Origin of the sequence: Mycobacterium sp. NPDC050441 (assembly GCF_040655355.1) — a bacterium.
Lineage (GTDB): Bacteria > Actinomycetota > Actinomycetes > Mycobacteriales > Mycobacteriaceae > Mycobacterium.
The window spans coordinates 583,363-600,805 of record NZ_JBFAJS010000003.1 but is presented as its reverse complement, the minus strand read 5'-3'; the positions used below and the strand labels follow the sequence as shown (position 1 = coordinate 600,805).

At 64.6% G+C, this 17,443-nt stretch carries 16 protein-coding genes; 8 read left to right on the top strand and 8 right to left on the bottom strand.

All coding sequences use genetic code 11. The features are described 5' to 3' along the window. Positions 1-21: 21 nt before the first annotated feature. The 6 genes from AB0I14_RS11965 to AB0I14_RS11940 all read left to right on the top strand — a co-directional run bounded on the left by AB0I14_RS11965 (position 22) and on the right by AB0I14_RS11940 (position 6,849). Positions 22-975: an alpha/beta hydrolase gene (locus AB0I14_RS11965; RefSeq protein WP_358020711.1), complete on the top strand. Its 954-nt coding sequence runs from the start codon at positions 22-24 to the stop codon at positions 973-975. Next, positions 972-1,712 carry an SDR family oxidoreductase gene (locus AB0I14_RS11960; RefSeq protein WP_358020709.1) on the top strand — a complete coding sequence of 247 codons (741 nt, stop codon included), beginning with the start codon at positions 972-974 and terminating at the stop codon, positions 1,710-1,712. Before AB0I14_RS11965 ends, AB0I14_RS11960 begins: the two co-directional genes overlap by 4 nt. Before the next feature lie 151 nt (positions 1,713-1,863). Continuing rightward, positions 1,864-3,312 carry an NAD(P)/FAD-dependent oxidoreductase gene (locus AB0I14_RS11955; protein ID WP_358020706.1) on the top strand — a complete coding sequence of 483 codons (1,449 nt, stop codon included), beginning with the start codon at positions 1,864-1,866 and terminating at the stop codon, positions 3,310-3,312. A 203-nt stretch (positions 3,313-3,515) separates the two neighbouring features. Beyond that, positions 3,516-4,931, top strand: a complete 1,416-nt coding sequence (locus AB0I14_RS11950) for a glutamine synthetase family protein (RefSeq protein ID WP_358020703.1) — start codon at positions 3,516-3,518, stop codon at positions 4,929-4,931. After that, positions 4,928-5,893: a hypothetical protein gene (locus tag AB0I14_RS11945; protein ID WP_358020700.1), complete on the top strand. Its 966-nt coding sequence runs from the start codon at positions 4,928-4,930 to the stop codon at positions 5,891-5,893. The genes AB0I14_RS11950 and AB0I14_RS11945 overlap by 4 nt, the downstream gene beginning before the upstream one ends. Positions 5,894-6,339: 446 nt before the next feature. Next, a complete protein-coding gene (locus AB0I14_RS11940; RefSeq protein WP_358020698.1) occupies positions 6,340-6,849 on the top strand; it encodes a hypothetical protein in 510 nt (169 codons plus the stop codon). Between the two features lie 105 nt (positions 6,850-6,954). On the opposite strand, the gene AB0I14_RS11935 is transcribed toward AB0I14_RS11940, so the two are convergent. Genes AB0I14_RS11935 through AB0I14_RS11900 form a run of 8 tightly spaced genes read right to left on the bottom strand, consistent with a single transcriptional unit; the run spans position 6,955 to position 15,708 of the window. Then, entirely contained in the window at positions 6,955-8,301 is a 1,347-nt protein-coding gene (locus AB0I14_RS11935; RefSeq protein WP_358020695.1) for an NAD-dependent succinate-semialdehyde dehydrogenase, read from the bottom strand. 22 nt (positions 8,302-8,323) lie between these two features. Then, positions 8,324-9,280 (bottom strand): PDR/VanB family oxidoreductase, encoded by a 957-nt coding sequence (locus AB0I14_RS11930; RefSeq protein WP_358020693.1) that lies wholly within the window; start codon positions 9,278-9,280, stop codon positions 8,324-8,326. Then, on the bottom strand, positions 9,280-10,095 hold the full coding sequence (locus tag AB0I14_RS11925; protein WP_358020690.1) for a gamma-glutamyl-gamma-aminobutyrate hydrolase family protein: 816 nt from the start codon (positions 10,093-10,095) through the stop codon (positions 9,280-9,282). The genes AB0I14_RS11930 and AB0I14_RS11925 overlap by 1 nt, the downstream gene beginning before the upstream one ends. Further along, positions 10,092-10,808 (bottom strand): gamma-glutamyl-gamma-aminobutyrate hydrolase family protein, encoded by a 717-nt coding sequence (locus AB0I14_RS11920; protein WP_358020687.1) that lies wholly within the window; start codon positions 10,806-10,808, stop codon positions 10,092-10,094. The genes AB0I14_RS11925 and AB0I14_RS11920 overlap by 4 nt, the downstream gene beginning before the upstream one ends. Before the next feature lies 1 nt (position 10,809). Continuing rightward, positions 10,810-11,511 (bottom strand): ABC transporter substrate-binding protein, encoded by a 702-nt coding sequence (locus AB0I14_RS11915; RefSeq protein WP_358020684.1) that lies wholly within the window; start codon positions 11,509-11,511, stop codon positions 10,810-10,812. Beyond that, the gene (locus tag AB0I14_RS11910) at positions 11,508-12,893 is read right to left on the bottom strand and encodes a glutamine synthetase family protein (protein ID WP_358020681.1); all 1,386 of its coding nucleotides are present in this window, start codon (positions 12,891-12,893) and stop codon (positions 11,508-11,510) included. Before AB0I14_RS11910 ends, AB0I14_RS11915 begins: the two co-directional genes overlap by 4 nt. Before the next feature lie 59 nt (positions 12,894-12,952). Further along, the gene (locus tag AB0I14_RS11905; RefSeq protein WP_358020677.1) at positions 12,953-14,161 is read right to left on the bottom strand and encodes a cytochrome P450; all 1,209 of its coding nucleotides are present in this window, start codon (positions 14,159-14,161) and stop codon (positions 12,953-12,955) included. A 38-nt stretch (positions 14,162-14,199) separates the two neighbouring features. Further along, positions 14,200-15,708 carry an amino acid permease gene (locus tag AB0I14_RS11900; RefSeq protein WP_358020674.1) on the bottom strand — a complete coding sequence of 503 codons (1,509 nt, stop codon included), beginning with the start codon at positions 15,706-15,708 and terminating at the stop codon, positions 14,200-14,202. Between the two features lie 141 nt (positions 15,709-15,849). Here AB0I14_RS11900 and AB0I14_RS11895 point away from each other — a divergent pair, with 141 nt between their 5' ends. Next, positions 15,850-16,602 (top strand): GntR family transcriptional regulator, encoded by a 753-nt coding sequence (locus AB0I14_RS11895; protein WP_358020671.1) that lies wholly within the window; start codon positions 15,850-15,852, stop codon positions 16,600-16,602. 76 nt (positions 16,603-16,678) lie between these two features. Beyond that, a complete protein-coding gene (locus AB0I14_RS11890; RefSeq protein ID WP_358020668.1) occupies positions 16,679-17,434 on the top strand; it encodes a hypothetical protein in 756 nt (251 codons plus the stop codon). Positions 17,435-17,443 lie beyond the last annotated feature (9 nt).

Below are 17,443 nucleotides of genomic sequence, written 5' to 3'. Positions count from 1 at the left end.
ACGAGAAAGGAACACCAATCCATGCCGATCGATCCGGCAGCACAGAAAATGCTCGATGACGCCCGAGCCTCGGGCCGCCCCAATGCACACCTGTTGCCTGTTGCCGTCGCCCGCGAGAACTTCGAAGCGGCGTTCGCTGGGCTGAGCAAGCCCGCCATCGCGCGTGTCGTCGATGTGACGATCCCGACCCGCGACGGTGACCGGATCCGTGGCCGGGTGTACTTACCCGATGCCGCGGGCGAACTCCCGCTGACCGTTTACTACCACGGCGGCGGCTGGCTGATGGGCAGCATCGACTCCCACGATGTCACGACGAGACTGCTGGCCAACGCTGCCGGCTCGGCAGTGCTGTCGGTAGATTATCGGCGCGGGCCCGAACACCGATTCCCGGTCGCCGTCGACGACGCCATTGACGCGCTGCTGTGGGCCGCTGACGCGCGTGCTCTTGTTGACCTGGGCGTCGACACTCGGCGGCTCGCGGTTGCCGGCGACAGCGCCGGCGGAAACCTAGCCTGCGCAGTCGCAATCCACGCCAGGGACGCTGATCTGACACCCGCCGTTCGCCACCAGCTGCTGGTGTACCCAGCATCGACAACAGATCTCACGATCGGCTTCGACGACCGATATCAGGGCGTGATGCTCGAACGCGACGAATGTCTATGGCACCAAAGCAATTACCTAACCTCACCCGAGGACCACTCAGACCCACGGATGACGCTGCTCAATGCGGATCTGTCGGGGCTGCCCGAGGCCACCGTCATACTCGCTGAATGTGATCCGATCAAGCCGCAAGGAGAGTTGCTCGCCGGGGCCTTGAATACCGCCAGCGTGCCAACGATTACCCGTGAGTACCCGGGCATGATCCACGGATTCTTTGGGCTCGACGAGATCTTTCCGGTCGCGACCGACGCCATGCATCTCGCTGGTGAACGCCTGGCCCGTGCTCTACAACCGCGCATCGGTACGCCGGCATGAGGCCGACAGCGCTCGTCACCGGAGCCAACGGCGGTATCGGCGGTGCGATCGTGGCCAGGCTGCACGCCGACGGAGTCCGGGTCGTGGCGACCGATCTCGCCCCGCTCGCGGCTCCCGAGCTTGACTCCGAAGTCACATACGTTTCTGTGGATTTGCTCGCCACCGGCTCGACGTACGGTTCGCTATTCACCACCATCAGCGAAACCGGCCTGGACTATCTGGTGAATGCCGCGGGGCTGGCGTTCTTCGACCGAGACGGGTCGGTGTTCGACGTCAACGACGATGAAACCTGGCAGTTGACCATGGGCGTCAACCTGCACGCGCTGCGCCGCCTCACCGTCGCCGCGCTGCCACACCTACGAAAGGGGCGGGGCAAGAGCATCGTAAATATCGCCAGCCTCGCTGGCCTGCGCACGATGGACTCGCCGCTGGATGCCTATCAGGCGAGCAAGGCCGCTGTGGTGTCGTTGTCGCGCGCGATGGCGGTGCGGCTTGCGCCCGAGGGGATTCGGTGCAATGCAGTGTGCCCGGGAGCGATTCTGACGCCGATGATCTCCCCGATCTACGAGCGGTCACCGGAACGTCGCTTAGATATGGAGCGACGAACACCGCTGGGCCGCTTGGGAATGCCGTCCGATGTGGCGAATGCCACGGCATTTCTACTGTCGGATGATGCGGCGTTCGTCACCGCGACCGAACTCGTCGTCGACGGCGGATGGTCGGCCCAGCTCAGATAGTCCGGATAGGGACCAACCCAGCCTCGGCCGCGCCGTTTGAAGAGCCGAATGTCAGACCTCAAATATCAAGGCAATCCGGAATCCGGTAGCCGACAACAACTATCGAAGGCAGGTGATCTGAATGAATGTGGACCGGACTTTCCGTCCCCGGGTGGCAGTCATCGGTGCCGGTTTCAGCGGGATCGCGGCGGCAGTCGCACTCAAGAAGCGCGGTATTGACGACTTCGTGATCTTCGAACGGTCGCCCGGCCTCGGCGGGACGTGGCGACACAACACCTATCCTGGGGCAGAGGTCGACCTCGAGTCCCACATCTACTCGTTCTCGTTCGAACGCTATGACTGGACCCGTACGCACGCCGGCTGGAGCGAGTTGCTCGGCTACCTGCATTATGTGGCCAACAAGTGGAACCTCGTCCCGCACATGCGGTTTAGCGAGGAGGTCCAGCACGTGCAGTGGTCGGACGAACGGCAGGACTACACCGTGTCGACGGCGTCACAGGTTGACCATGGGCGATTCGACTACGTCATCAGCGCGGTCGGTTTCCTCAACACCCCGGCGAAGCCCCCGTTCGTCCGGGAGGAACACGATTTCAGCGGCCCGATCTGCCACACCTCAGAGTGGCGGGACGGATTGGACATGGCCGGCAAGTCGGTCGGGATCCTCGGCACCGGCTCGTCAGCGGTTCAGGTGGTCACCGAGGCCGAAAAGGTGGCCTCGGCGGTGACGGTTTTCCAGATCGAGCCGAACTGGATGCTCCCCAAAGATGCCCGGGATTTCAGTCCGCTCGAGCGGCGGCTCAACAAACTTGCGCCGGTGTACGCCTATCGGCGGCTAAGGCTATGGCTGCGCTATGACCTGCGTCAGCACCATGCCCGCCACGCCCGAGAAGACCAGCAGCTCAACAGAAAACGTCGCGCGGCTGCCTTGGCCTACCTGCACCAGGAGATGTCCGATCGCCCAGATCTGCTTGACGTGCTGACACCCGACTTTCCCATGGAGGGCCGCCGAACGGTGATCAGTGACACCTACTACGAGGCGCTGAAGAGCCCGACGGTCAGGCTGGTGCCGCACGCGGTGAAGGGACTGTCGGCCCGCGGTGCCGTCGACGCCAATGGCGAGGAGCACCAACTCGACATGATCGTCCTGGCGACCGGGTTCCAGGCCCACAAGTACCTGAGCACCTACCGGGTCTCCGGTGAGAACGGAACCGACCTGCATGACACCTGGACCGACGGCGCCGAGGCCTTCCTCGGCATGATGGTGCCCGGGTTCCCGAACTTCTTCATCATGTTCGGACCCAATACCAACGTCGTTCCACTCGTGGCGTTCTACGAGGCGCAGGCCAACTTCGCTGCGGCCGCGATCGCCGAGGCGGCCCGCGAAGGTAAGCGGCGCATCGAGGTCCGTCGGTCGGCCTTCTACGTCTACAACGACTGGGCGCAGAGCCGCCTGGCGAAGACGGTGTGGGCCGTCACCGAAAGCTACTTCCGGGCCGGGGCCAACCGCACGGGCAAGGTGATCTCACAGTGGCCGGCCAGCCCGAGCACATACATCCTGGCGACCAAGTTGCTACGCCGGATCGCGCTTTCGTGGTCGTGATGGACGCTTGTATTCCTACCGATTTCGGGTGGTCCCAAGATCACCAGATATACCAGGGCACCAAAGAGATTCGGCGGGTTGTGATGGCCCGGTCGTTACTGCGGTGAGCGGATGAGGTCACCATTACAGCGTCGTCGACATCTTGACCGAGCTCACAAAAGATATATAAATTGGACCAATAGCGCTTTAGTTTGGAGAACAACATGACAGTTCACGCCAACCAGCCGCTCACCCACGCGGGCCTGCCCACCAACGGTGTTTCGAACCCTCCCGGCATCTGGTCGCTGCAAGCGCTGCGGGAGGCTGTTGACGCGGGCCGAATCACCAAGGTCTTCCTGGCTGCCGCGGACAATATCGGGCGGCCGCTGGGTGAGCACCTTCCCGCGCGACGTTTCCTCGAGCATATTGACGACCACGCGGCATTCCGGATCCCACTGATGGTCTGGCAGCTCGACATCGAGCAACATCTCAACCCCGACCTGGAACACGTCGGCGGACTGAGCAACGGCGGCCCGGACTGCTATCTGAAACCCGATCTGAGCACGTTGCGGGTCTTGCCCTGGATGACCGACACTGCGTTCTTGATCTGCGACCCCGTGCTGGCCGACGGAACACTGCTCGAGATCGCGCCCCGGCAGGTCCTCAAGCGTCAGCTGGACAGGCTGGCTGAGCACGGCGCCACTGTCCAGTGCGCCTCCGAACTCGAATTTTTCCTCTTCGAGCAAAGCTATGAGGACGGATGGCGATCCCGCTACCAGGAACTGTCTCCGGCGTCGCGCTACCAGGGAGCCTACGACCCTCTCGTTGCGATCTCCAACGAAGCGTTCATCGACGCCGTGGTTGAACAGATGGAGCAGGCCGGCGTACCCATCGAGGCATTGTCCTGTGAGTACGGGCTGGGCCAGCAGGAGATCAACCTGACCCATACCGACGCTCTGGAGATGGCCGACCGCCACTTCATCTACAAGTTCGGTGTCAAGGCGATCGCGACACGGATGGGTAAGTCCGCCACGTTCATGGCCAAATGGGATGCCGCGGGCATCGGTAGCTCGTGCCACATCCACACCAGTCTGTGGTCGGCTGACGGCTTAACCCCTCTGGGCGACGACGAGCTATTCGATGGGTTCCTTGCCGGGTTGGTTGGTTCTGCGCGGGAAATGTGTCTGCTGTACGCGCCAAACCTAAACTCGTACAGACGATTCCAGCCGAATTCATTCGCCCCAACGACGGTCGCTTGTGGCAACGACAACCGCACACTGTCGTTCCGACTGGTTGGCCAGGGCTCGCATCGCCGGGTTGAGAACCGAGTTCCCGGGGCAGATGTCAACCCATACGTGGCTATCGCTGCCGCCGTCGCTGCCGGCGTCGACGGGATCGAGCGTCGGCTGCCTTTCCCCGAGCTTATCGACGGAGACGGCTACGCACGCACCGACCTGCCACAGCTACCGACATCGCTGCCTGAGGCGATAGATCTGTTCGCGAGCAGTCACACCGCCAAGTCTTCACTGGGGGCCGAGGTGCACGGTCACCTGCTGACGGTCGGTCGCGGCGAAATGAACGCCTTCCTCACCCAGACAGTGACTGACTGGGAACGCCATCGTTACTTCGAGCGCACGTGAACCGCGCAGTCGTCCACAGTGAACTGCTAGGCCACTTGGTCAGGGCTGACGAATGGCTAGAGCAAGGACAATCCAGTTATGTGCGAGCCCACGAGGCGCTTTCCTCGGCCGATTTCGCCGTGGCCGAAGACTATGGGCGCATCACGGTGCAGGAGGCGCAGGAGGCCTACGACCTGTTTGGTTCATGGCTGTCCGAGATCCCACGCAGCTTGATTTCCCAAGGTGTGGCACCCGCCGCAGTTCACCCGGCGTTCGGCTCGGCGGAACTCGGCGACGGCTGGCGCAGCTACGTCAGCCTAATCGCCGAATTCGCCCAAGCCTGCCAGCGGCGTGATCCCGACGCGGCGCGGTACCTGCTGGCGCGCGCCCGCAGTGTCTGGCAGGAACATCACGATGCGGCCTGCGACGCCATCTGCGGACTGTTCGATCTCGCGTCCAACACACTCGGCGAAGCGTTTATCGGCGACCTGTGGAACACCCTGCTGTCGGAGATGTACGAGCGATCCGCACGGATCTACCATCCGGATTCCATAGCGTGGAGCCAGTCAACAGAGCGTCTGATGCTCGACATCTTCGAGGCGACCCGCGGCCATCTCACCGGTCCAGACCGCGACGGATCCTTCTCGATCAACGAGGAACCCGACCGCTGGGTCATCACCTTCGCCCCGTGCGGCTCAGGAGGGCGCACCTACGAAACCGGCTCCGGTGCAGCGCGGTTCGCTGTGACCACCCGGCAGCACGATTGGGCGTGGAACACCAGCGGCGTGTGTCTGTACTGCGCACACTGCTGTCAGCTGCAGCAACGTGCGCCCATCGAACGACTGGGCTTTCCGCTGCGGGTGATCAGCCCACCGATTCAGGGGCAGGATAGGTCCATCTGCACTTGGTCGATCTACAAGAATCGTGCCTCAATTCCGGACGAGGCCTACACCAGTGTGGGGTTCCCGCCGCCAAAGGGGTGAACCTGGCAGTTCACCTGATTTGGCCTAACGGGGTGCGCAAGGCTTGGCTGCAGAGCCGTCGTGGGGCATAGACGTGGCCCACTGCACGGTCGAACGGTTGATGGGTGAACTCGGCCGTTCGGGCCGGTTCTTAGTCATCGGCATCGACGCTACCGCCTGGCACCAAGGCCGCTGACTCGTTGACCGTCGGCATCGCGGCGCGAGGACGAGGTCGGTCGGGCCTGCCGGCATCTCCAGACCGCAGAAGTGCTACAACCGATCAGCTTGGAGATAAGGCTGCGACCGATTATCAGCGACTGACCTGGACTTGTGCAGCGAAGATTGGCAAGCCTTCGCGACACGCCCAAGCTTTGTCAAAGTAGTCCGGCGTGTCTTGTCAATCTTCGGTGCATCTCGACAGCGTGGCTCCAGGGGAGTGGCTCCAGCAACCCGACGATAATCGAGTCATGAGTGCCCCCGCGCCTGAATCCCCCTCGTTCGAGCATGTCGACTTCGAGGCACTCGATTCGTTCCGTTTCCCGGACGGCGGCGGGTACCCCCAGAGCTACCGCGAGTTTGTTCGCTCCTGCGGCTGGGCCCGCACGTTCGGCCTGTGGCTCATCTACCCGCCCGTGCAACCCGGTTTCGCAGACGGGCGGGCCCGTGCAGCGAACCTCACCGAGCACTTCCACACGGTCTTCCGCGACGGCGAAGAGGAGGAATTCGCCTGGATGGTCGAGCCTGACGGTAGCTGGGACCTCGCCGAACGACTCGAAGTCTTCGGCTGGAGCGAGAACGGCGACCTTCTCCTCTGGGACGTCGCAAGCCGCAATGCCGACGAGGAGTTTCCGGTGTGGGAATCGCGCGGCATGAACACCCTCCACCTGCTCGGCTCGAGCTTTGAGGAGGCGCTTCTCAAGCTGTGCGAGCGCTCCGAGGCCCAGGTCATCGAGCCGCTCAGACCTGCCCGTCTCTGACCCACAGCTCATCCGGCTATGTTGACGGGCTTCGGTGACTCTCCCGAGATCCGTCAAAGTAGCGGGGCGCGTCCCGTCAATCTTCGCCGCATCTCGACAACGTCGTCACGTGACGGTGCGGATCAGCTTCTTGTTGACGAATTCGCTGATGCCGAGTGTGCCGAGTTCGCGGCCGAAGCCGGAACGCTTGATCCCTCCGAAGGGCAGTTCCACGCCATCGGCCTGGACTCCGTTGATGAACACCATGCCGGCGTCAATCTTCGCGGCGACGCGCCTTGCCTGCTCCGCGTCGGTGGTGAATACGTAGGAACCCAGCCCGAACGGGGTGTCGTTGGCCAGCTCCAGCGCTTCGTCCTCCGACGAGGCCTTGAAGACCATCGCGATGGGCCCGAACAGTTCTTGGTAGTAGACGTCGTTGTCGGGTTTGACGTTGGTCAGCACGCCGGTCGGGAAGAACGCGCCGTTGCGTTCCCCGGCGCTGGCCAAAGTCGCGCCCTGTTCGACGGCAATGTCGACCTGCGCCTGCAACCGATCGGCGGCCAATTCCGATGACAGCGGGGTGATCCCGTCGGCGGCGGCGAGTACGGCCGCGGTGAATTTCTCCAGGAACGGATCGTAGAGATCGTCGGCGACGATGAACCGCTTTGCCGCATTGCACGCCTGCCCGGTGTTGTCCAGGCGGGCCGCCGCCGCTTTGGCGACGGTGTCGTCGAGATCGTCGGTGGACAGCAGGATGAACGGGTCCGAGCCGCCCAGTTCCAGGACGATCTTCTTGAGGTTGCGTCCGGCGATCTCGGCGACGGCTGCACCGGCCCGCTCAGAGCCGGTCAGTGAGACCGCGGCCACCCGTGGATCTTCGATGAGTCCGGCCACCTGCTCGTTGGTGGCGTAGATGTTGACATACGCCCCGGCCGGGAAACCGGCGTCGTCGAAGATCTGCTGGATGGCCGCCGCCGACTCCGGGCACTGCGGGGCGTGTTTGAGCAGGATCGTGTTACCGACACACAGATTGGGGCCGGCGAACCTGGCAACCTGGTAGGCCGGGAAGTTCCACGGCATGATTCCCAGGAGGACGCCGTAGGGGCTGCTTGTGATCAGCGCTTCGCCTGTGCCGTCGAGCAATTCGATCGGCTGGTCGCGTAGGAGCGCCTCGGCATGGTCGGCGTAGTACGCATAGATCGAGGCGCTGAACTTCACTTCGCCGATCGCAGCGTCGAGCGGCTTGCCCATCTCACGCACGATGATCGAGCCGAGTTCGGCCGCGCGCTCGGCATGCAGCTCACCGACGCGACGGATGAGGGCCGCGCGTTCGGCAACGGCCGTCTCGCGTGCCCACGTCTTGCCGGCTGTCGCGGCAACCGACAGGGCGTTGTCGATCTCGGCGTCGGTGGCGGTCGGGTACTTCTTGACGACTTCGCCGGTGGCCGGGTCGGTAACGACGTACAAGCTCATTGGTGTTCTCCAGTCTTTGTGGTCAGTACAGTTCGATGACGAGTTTGTCGCTGAGAGAGCGGGATACGCAGAGCGCCATCTCCTCGTTGTCGGCCTTCACCGATGCCGACAGGCAGTTGTCGCGGTGATCCGGAATCCCCTCGACCACACCGGAGACGCAGGACCCGCAGATGCCCTCTCCGCACGACCTGAAGACATCGCAACCAGCTTCCTCCAAGACGTCGAGTATCGAGCGGTCGGCCGGGATCTCGAACACCTCACCGCTGTTCAGTTCGACGGTGAACGCTTTGTCGCCCGACTTGTCTACTTCCTTCGGTGTGAACGCCTCGAGGTGGATGTGGTCCGCGCCGACGGTGGGCGTGAACGCCACAATCACCTGGTTCATGAATCCTTCAGGACCACAGGTGTATACGTGGGTATCAGCCGAAATGGTGGATGCCATCCGCTCGAACAGCGCGGGTTGCTCGGCGCGCGGAACGCCGATGTGCAGCGTGACGAAGTCGCGGTATTCGACTCGCTCGGTGAGGAAGCCGTCGAAGGCCATCTCCTCGGGTGAACGCGCGAAGTAGTGCAGCTCGAAGTCGGCGCCCCAGCTGTACAGCTCGAACGCCATGCTCATCAGTGGGGTGAGGCCGATACCGCCGGCGATCAGGATGTGCTTGTCGGCTTCGGGGGCGATGCTGAGCATGTTGCGGGGCCTGCTGATTTTGAGGTGGTCGCCGACCTTGAGTTCGTGCATGGCTGCCGAGCCGCCCCCGGGCCCTTCCTTTTTCACCGCGACCCACACCGACGAATCGTCTTTGGGCGAACCGGCCAGTGAGTACTGGCGAAGTACGCCGGTCGGGCCGGTCACGTCGATGTGTGCGCCAGACTGCCACTCGCTGAAGGGGGCCCCGTCGAGCTGCTCCAGGCGGAGAGCTCGGATATCCGGTGTCTCCACTTGGATCTCGGCGATGCGGACGATGATGCTGTTCTCCATCATTGGGCTCCCAGACCAGGCTGGTCGGTTGGTGCTGAAGGTCGAACGCCGGCCGCAACGAAGTCGGCAAACAGCTTGTACAGAGCGTCCAGGGGCCCGTCGTAGTCTTCCGGGTGAAATTGCACGCCCAGGACCCAGTCAGTGGGGTGCTCCACGCCTTCGACGATGCCGTCGCGGGCGTGGGCGGCGACGACGAGCTCATCCGCCACGTCATCGACGGCCTGGTGATGGCCGGACCGGACGACGACGGGCCCGGCACCGAGGATCGCGGCCAGCCGGGTCCCGGGTAGCACCTCGACCTTCTCGTCGATGAAGAGGTGCTCGCCCGGCCCACCGCGATGGAGCTGGTAGTCGGTGATGTCGCCGATGATCGTGCCGCCGTAGCAGACGTTGATCAGCTGCGAGCCGCGGCAGATGCCCAGCACCGGCCGGTCGGCGTCGACATAGGCCCGAATCATCTTCAGGCTGACTCGGTCTGCCTGTTCGTCGACTCCGTACGAGTTCGGCAGGGGCCCATCCGGTCCGCCGTAGCAGGCCGCCGCTATGTCGCCGCCGCCGAGCACCAACAGGCCGTCGGCATCGACCACCACGTCGACGGATCCGGGTTCGGAGGTGTCGACCAGCTCGAAGCTGGCCTCGAGCACGGTCAACGCCGTTAGCGCGGTACGGGTGAATCGCCGGTGCAGTGCCGCGACCGGCTCGGTGAGATCGGGGAAGTTGAGCGACAACAGCACCGCGATGTGCGGCCGTCCCGGCTCGCGAGTGCGCACGTCGGACGGTTCGACGTCTGCGCGCAGGACGACGGGGTTGTTCATACGAGGGCCTCCACTCTGGCCTTGGCGGCTCGTTCTGAGAGGTCGGCGAAAAGCGCCGCATCGCTGCGCGAGGAGGCGTGGAGATCCTCGGGATGCCATTGCACGGCAAGCAGATTCCCTCCGGTGTGTTCGAGAGCTTCCACGCACCCGTCGTCGGCGGTGGCGACGACCCGCAGGTCGGTACCGATCGCACCGACCGCCTGATGGTGATACGACGACACCGGGACCCGGGTGGATCCCACGACCTGGATCAGCCGGCTGTCCTCGGCCACCATCACGTCGTGCACGGCGTTGCCGTGTGCGACGTCGCTCGGTGCCAGGTGCTGGATCAGATCGCCGCCCTGCACCACGTTGAGGATCTGCATGCCGCGGCAGATCGCGAGGGTCGGGATGCCGAGCTTCACGGCGCAGGACATGACCGCCATGTCGAACGCATCCTGGTGTGCGACTGGATCTTCGGTCTCCGCGACCGGCTCCTGGCCGTAGTGCCGGGGGTCCATGTCGGCTCCTCCGGGCATGCAGATGCCGTCGACTCGGGCCAGCCGGTCGGCCAGCTCGCAGGCAGGGCTGCCGTCCGGACCGTGCAGCACGAGCGGCTCGCCGCCGCCGGCCCACACCGCCTCGCAGATGGCCTCTGCCGCCAGCGTCGCGCTGAAGCGCAGGATCGGCACACGGGTGGCGCGCCGGCCCGGCACCGCGATCAGTGGTCGCATGTCAGCTCACCTCGAAGGGGTAGTCCAGCGTCGGCAGGCATTGCGTCCACGCGGACCGCAGCCGTCCGTCGGCGATGATCCGCGCCAGTGCACCATCAAGGGCTGCAAGGGTTTCGGGACGGTCTTTGGCGACGGCGATGCCCCATGGGTTGTTGGTCTTGACGACGAACGCGAGCTCGAAGTCCGGGTCGGAGTCGCCGAGCGGGACGAAGACGACGTCGTCGTCACAGACGGCGTCGACCTCGCCCGAGCGCAGTGCCGCGAGCATGTCCTCATAGACGTGTTCCGATTCGAATTCGACCACCTCGGCGCCGGCGAACGAGGCGGCCAAGTTGTAGTTGGCTGACGCGCGGATGGCGGCGATCCGTTTGCCGGCCAGACCCGAGGGGTCGGGAACAGCCTCACCGCGGCGCATCAGGATGCCTTCGTGGAAGATCCCGTACGGCCGGGTGAAATCGGCCTGCTCCAGACGAGCCGGGATGATTCCCTGTCCGCACAGGACCCCGTCCACCCGATGGTCGCGCGCGGCCGGCAGCATGTCGCCCCATGGCATGATGACCCACTCGAGTTTCCGATCCAGTTCGGCCGCAAGGAGTTCGCCGACCACCGGCTCGTACCCGGCCCGGCCACCGGGTGCCGACGCGAGCCCGAACAACGGCGGCGCATCGGCGTCGATGCAGGCCAGTCGCAGCGACCCGGTCACGGGGTGTCCTCCCAGTACATCGTGCGCTCCCAGTCGGTGATCGAGCTGTTGAACCGCGCCCACTCGTCGGTCTTGTACTCCAGCAACAGGTTCCCCAGAGGGGCACCCAACTCATTGATCAGGTAGTCGTCGGCCTTGAACGCGGCCAGCGCATCACCGAGGGTGAGCGGCAGTTCCCCGAACAATTCGGGGCTCGTGGACTCGTAGCTCGAGCCGACTGTGGGTTCGCCGGGGCTGATCTGGTTCTTCAGGCCATCGTCGATGGAGGCCAGCATCGCCGCGTGGGTCAGATACGGGTTGCATGCGGCGTCGGGGAGCTTGTATTCGAGTCGGCCGTTGGCCGACAGGCGCACCGTGCAGGTCTTGTTGTCGAGGCCCCAGTTGATCTTCGACGGGGCGAACTGGCCTGCGTCCCAGTATCGCTTGTAGGAGTTGACCGTCGAACCCATGATCAGCATCGCTCCCGGGGTATGGGTGAGCAGCCCGCCGAGGGCGTACTGACCCTCTTCGGTCAGGTGCAGATCCTGGCGACCTTCGTCGGCCAGGATGTTGACGTCGCCGCGCCACAGGCTGAAGTTGTGGTGGCAGCCGTTCCCCATGTAGCCCTGACCGGGTTTGGGCATGAAGCTCGCCTCGATGCCGAGTTCCCGGGCGACCTGCTTACAGATCTGCCGGTAGGTCATCAGGCGGTCGGCCGTTGCGTCGCTGTGGTCGTACATCCAGTTGAGCTCGACCTGGCCGGCGTCTTCGAAGTCGCCTTCGACCATCTGGAAGCCCATGAATTTCGCGTAGGCGATCACCTTCTGATAGATCGCGCGATACCGCTCGAGATGCTCGATGTGATAGGCGGGGCTTGAGTCGGGGCGCGACGACGTGGTGAAACCCGGTCCTTCCCAGGTCATCTCGGGCTCGGTGCCGGTGCGCAGCTCCAGCCCGGTGCGATCGGTGAACGCGGAGTGCAGTCGCTTCATCAGGCCGCGGGTATCGGTCGGCAGGGGAGCGCCGGGATCGACCATCACGTGGTCGGGCTCGTAGAGGCTGCAGAAGACACGCGCGGTCTTGTGGTCCCAGGGCAGTACCGAGAAGGTGTCGAGGTCGGGCACCGCGCAGTACTCGGGTGCGCCGACGCCGCCGCCGAGCAGCACGCCCTCGCGGGTGGTCTGCAGGTTGGCGATGGCGGTGCGGTGTTGCATGACGCCGCGCGTCGCCAGCCGCGCGAATTGGTCTGCGGGAACGACCTTTCCGACAACTCTCGCGGTGATCGTCACGGCCTGGAAGTAGACGAACTCCACGCCGTACTCCTCGATGGCCGCGAGCGCGGCATCGAGGGCTCCGGGGGCGGAATTGGCCTCACGGTGGTGGTCGAGCGCTGTTGTGCTCATGGACGCGGACCTTTCGGGATGAGTGTGGTGGGTGAGTGGTTGGTGGGGGATGGCCGGCTTCAGGCCGGGGTGAAGCTGATCGGGAGCTTGTTCGCGCCGGTGTTGCCCGAGTCGGGCATCCAGTCGGCGCCGTCGAGCACCTTCGGATCCCGAAGCCGGCGGGCCAGCAGAGGCAACGCCTCGGACATGTCAGCCCGCGCGACGAAGTGACCCAGGCAGTGGTGCGCTCCGCCACCGAAACCGAAGTGCGGTTTGCGTTCGGCGGCGATGTCGAAGCTGGGTTGCCCGAAAACCCGTGGGTCGGTACCGGAGGACTCACTGAACAGGTGGATGGTGGTTCCGGCGCTGATGGCCAGTCCCTTGTGTTCGAAGTCCTCAGTCGCCTCGCGGGTGACCCAGCGGACCGTCGGATTGGTCCGCATCACCTCCTCGACCGCCTTGCCGCCCAGGGCCGGGTTCTCCGCGAGTAGCTCCCACTGCCCGGGGTTGTCGATGAAGCTCTGCATCGCCAGGCCGAGTTGGTTGCGGGTGGTGTCGTAGCCGCCGAAGATCATCAGGACGATTGCGTCGCGCAGTTCGTCGGCGGATAGCCCACCGTCGTTCTTCGCCTGCACGAGGGTCGTCGTGAAATCATCGCGGGGGTTCGCCTCCCGGTCGGCGATCGCGGCGTCGGCGTAATCGAAAAGCGTGGCCAGAGCTGCCTCGATCCGCGGCAGCTCCTCGTTGAAGGTGACACCCATCGCCAGCCCGATGGTCGCGGACTCGCGGGCGATGATCTGCCACTCCGATTCGGGCAGGCCCAGCATGATGGCGATGACGCGAGCGGCATACGGGTCGGCGAAGTCGGCGATGAACTCGCACTCACCCTTGTCGGCGAAGGCGTCGATGAGTTCGCCGGCCAGCGCCTGGAACCGGGGTACGAGGCCTTTGATCAGCCGCTTGGAGAACGCTGGGTTGAGCAGGGTCCGCAGCCGCTGATGCTCTTGGCCCTCCTTGTTCAGGATCCAGCTGTTCCACCAGTCCAGGAACGGCCCGCCGGTCACGTTGTTGTGGGCCGGCCAGTGATAACTGCCCTGGCGAAGACTGGGGTGGCGCATGAGCTCGCTGACGTCGTCGTAGCGCAGGACTGCGATCCCGTACTCGGTATGGGCGAACCAGCTGGCCTCGCGGGCCTCGTGGACCGCGACCGAGGTGATCGAGAACGAGGGATCGGTCACCTCCAGGCGCGGAGGCGCGGGGAAGGTGTTGGCAGTGATGGTATCCGTCATGGCGACGCTCCTCTGGTGATCGTGATGTGGCTGGGCTGCTAAACCGACTGCGCCACAGTGGATTTCGTCGGTGATGTGGTCGGGGAGGGAATCGCATCGGCGTGCGGTGTGGTGCCGTTGGAATGGGAGCGGGCCGTGGCCATGTAGAGCAGGCCCAGTCCGATGACGAAGGCTGACATCAGCAACACGATGTAGTTGTCGTACCAGGGCGCCTCGGGCGTTCGGGGCCAACAGATGTTGATGATCGCTGCCACGCCGTAGACCAGGGCACCGACATTGACCAACATTCCCCATCGGCCGAGGCGGTACTTGCCGCTGGGGACCCATCCTTTGATGCGGGCGCGGAGGGCGGCGAAGACGACCATCTGGAAGGCGATGTAGATGCCGACCGAACCGAAACTGATGAGCTTGGTCAGCGCGTCGGTGGAGACGATCGATCCGATGATGAGAGCGGCGGGGATGACCGCAGCGGCAAGCAACGCAAACGGAGGGACGTGGCGCTTCTTGTCGAACCGGGCCCAGAGCTTGGAGCCGACGATCATGTCGTCACGGCCGTACGAGTAGAGCAGCCGGCTGGCCGCCGCCTGGAGGCTCAGGGCGCAGGACACGAAGGAGATCAGCACGATGCAGAGCACGATCTTGGAGCCGACCGGCCCGAAGGCGGTGGCCAGCACGGTCGAGATCGGATCGACGTCCTCGCCGCGGATCACCGCGCCGATGTCGACGACCGAGAGAACGAGGCTGAGGCAGACGAAAGTCGCTGCGGCGCCGCCGATGTAGATCGTCCGCCGCATCGACTTCGGGATCTGGACACCGGGGTTGCGGACCTCCTCGGCGACGTCACCACAGGCCTCGAATCCGTAGTACTGGTAGACGCCGATCAGGCTGGCCGCCAGAAAGGCGTAGAGGAAGCTGTGCTCTCCCTGCGCCCCGAAGCTGTCGAACAGCACGCCCAGACCGTGGTGACGTTGGGTGAGTAACAGCCACCCGCCCACGATCAGCGCGCCGATGAGTTCGGCGGTGAAGCCGAAGATCGCGAAGTAGCTCAGCATCTTGGTGCCGGTGAGATTGACGACGGTGGCCAGCAGCAGCACGATCAGAGCGCATACGACGGTGGTGTTGACCGTCGGGGTGAACCCGAAGACCGTGGCCACGAACGGGCCGGCGCCGTAGGCCACGCCGGCGATCGTGGCCAGCAGCGCGAAGATGTACACCCAGCCGGTCATCCATGCCCATTTACGACCCCAGAGTCGGCGGGCCCACGGGTAGACGCCGCCGGCCACCGGGAACTGGGCGACGATCTCGCTGAACACCAGCGCGACCAGCATCTGGCCGAAGCCCGCGATCAACAGGCTCCAGATCATCGGCGGGCCGGCCGCGGCCAGGGCGAACGCGAAGACCGTGTAGATGCCGACGACCGGCGAGAGATAGGTGAAGCCGAGCGAGAAGTTGGCCCACAGGCTCATGTCCCGCTTGAACTCGGACTGGAAACCGAGAGCGGCGAGTTGCGCGTGGTCCTCGTCGTGCGGCTCGGGTGATTTCGACATAGGCGGCCGGCTTTCTGTGTCAGGGGCCATGTTCAGGGGCGGGCTGTGAGGCAAGCCATAGAATTAAAACATAAAGGATCATAGTTCATAGTTCAAGACTTATCGCGTACCATCGTCGAAATTGCCCTGGCAGGAGGAACAGTGGCGGTCGAACAATTGCGCGGCCTGACCGCGGTGGGGGCTGTGTTGTCACCGCTCGCAGGCAGCGGGCCGCGCACGGATGCCGTGGTGGCGCGAATCTCTGCCGCCATCGGCCTCGGGGTGATCTCCGACGGGGAACAACTTCCGAGCGAAATCGACCTGGCCACCCAACTCGGTGTATCGACCATGACCCTGCGTGAAGCGCTGGCCATCTTGCGGGAGCAGGGGCTTGTTGTGACGAAGCGAGGTCGCGGCGGCGGGAGCTTTGTACGCGCCTCGGCTGAAGACGTGCACGCGCGATCGCTGGCTCTGCTGCAGGAGCTGACGGTCGAGGGGTTGCGTGACCTGGGGGACGAGCACTTCGCGGTCGCCGGTGCCACGGCGGTTCTGGCGACCCGACGAGCCGTGGCAGCCGACATCGCGCGGCTTCGCATGCTGGCCGACCGACTTGCGGTCAGCCAGGACGCGATCTCCAGCCGTCGGGCCGACAGCCGATTCCAGATCGAGGTCGCCGTATGTTCGCAGTCCGCTCGCCTCACCCGCGCCGAGGTGAACATGCAGGCCGAACTGGCGGCGATGGTCTGGCTGCCACGCCTGGGATTGGACCCCGCAGATGAGGCGGCCAGGCATCACCTACTGGTCGACGCAATCGAGGCCGGGGATCAGGCGGGCGCGCGATCATTGGCAGAGGAGTACAGCGCGCTGACCATCCGACGGCTCATCGGCCTGCGGATGGAGCTCGCCAGAACATGAGTCCGCACGTTGACCCGGCATCCCGCCGCGCGCCGGTGCCTACGCTGACGCCGATACAGACCGAAGGGCATTCGAGATGATGGCGAACGGAACCGACGAGTCGTTTCGCGCCGATGACGGCGATGCGGCACTCGAGTTGGTCTCTGCGGCGGTGACCTCACTCGTCGAGAACCTCTTTGCCTCGCTGCGCACCGTCGCAACCGCCACCTGTGCGCTGTGGGATCGCATCGAAGACTCCGGCGCCAAGCCATGCTCGACCGACCTGGCGGCACTCCGCGACCCCGTGATCGGTGAACTGCAGCGGCAGGCACATTTGGTGAACGGGGTCGGATTCGTCGTCGCGGACGGTGCGTTGGCAGACGTTCCGCGTTACCTCGAGTGGTGGCGTCCGAACTCCAAACCCGGTGGTGAGGCGCAGCGGCTCGAGCTTGATCTCAATCCGGGCAGCGAGTATTTCTACGACTACTCCACGATGGAGTGGTATTCCGTGCCCCGCGATCGTGGGACCCGGTGGGTGTACGGACCGTATCTGGACTACACCGGCGTCGACCTCTACGTGTGTACGTTCGCCGTCCCGGTGACCTCCGAGCGAGGGGAGTTCCTCGGCGTGGCCGGGGCCGATGTGCCGGTAGCCCGACTGGACGCCGCACTGTTGCCGACGTTCGCGGCGCATCGCACGCCCCTGGCGCTCACCAACTCCGAGGGTCGGGTCATCGTCGCCAACGACGCCGAGCACGTCGCTGGATCCAAGCTGGAGGACCCGAGTTCGGCTATGGCGCTGCCGGTTTCAGCGACGACGTGGTCGTTGGTGTCGCTGAGCGGCAACTCCTAGGGGACGGGA